Source organism: Terrabacter sp. NPDC080008 (genome assembly GCF_040702505.1).
In the GTDB taxonomy this organism is placed as follows: Bacteria; Actinomycetota; Actinomycetes; order Actinomycetales; family Dermatophilaceae; genus Terrabacter.
The window spans coordinates 912,031-912,835 of sequence record NZ_JBFBLC010000002.1 but is presented as its reverse complement, the minus strand read 5'-3'; the positions used below and the strand labels follow the sequence as shown (position 1 = coordinate 912,835).

At 63.6% G+C, this 805-nt stretch carries 1 protein-coding gene and 1 rRNA gene; both read left to right on the top strand.

Annotated features, from left to right (window positions below):
- The first annotated feature begins 123 nt into the window (after nucleotides 1-123).
- Nucleotides 124-240 (top strand): 5S ribosomal RNA (gene rrf, locus AB0316_RS10230).
- 208 nt (nucleotides 241-448) lie between these two features.
- Nucleotides 449-805, top strand: a 357-nt coding sequence (locus AB0316_RS10225; RefSeq protein ID WP_366272789.1) for a hypothetical protein, incomplete at its 3' end; no start/stop codon positions are given.

The window sequence follows — 805 nt, the reverse complement described above, 5'->3', positions numbered from 1 at the left end:
ATGTGTGGAGCTGACCGGTACTAATAAGCCGATAACTTGACTATCAAAGATGCTACGCGTCCACTGTGCAGTTCCCGAGATACAAACGGGAACACACCCACGATTTTGATATCTCCATAGAGTTTCGGCTGTCATAGCGAAGGGGAAACGCCCGGCTCCATTCCGAACCCGGAAGCTAAGCCCTTCAGCGCCGATGGTACTGCACTGGTGACGGTGTGGGAGAGTAGGACGCAGCCGGACACACTTTGTCAGAGCGCCCCAGACGGAACTTCATTGATCCGACTGGGGCGCTCTTTCTTTTTTGCGTGTAGGACCAGAGGTGGCGCCGGCAGCGGTCGGCGCGGAAGGATGCTGAACATGAGCGAGCAGGACCGGAACGACCGGCGCGACAGCACGAACGGACGACGGGGCCCCGAGCGACGTGAGGGGGCGCCTCGCGGCGACCGGGGTGGCTATCGCTCTGATGACCGGCGAGCTTCCGGTGGCGACCGGGGTGGCTATCGCTCCGATGACCGGCGTTCTTCCGGTGGGGACCGTGGCGGCTATCGCTCAGATGACCGTCGCTCCGGTTCGCGTGACGACCGTGGCGGCTATCGCTCTGACGACCGGCGTTCCGGTTCGCGTGACGACCGGGGTGGCTACCGCTCCGATGACCGGCGTTCTTCCGGTGGCGACCGGGGTGGCTACCGCTCCGATGACCGGCGTTCTTCCGGTGGGGACCGTGGCGGCTATCGCTCAGATGACCGTCGCTCCGGTTCGCGTGACGACAGTGGCGGCTACCGCTCCGATGACAGTCGCTCCGGTT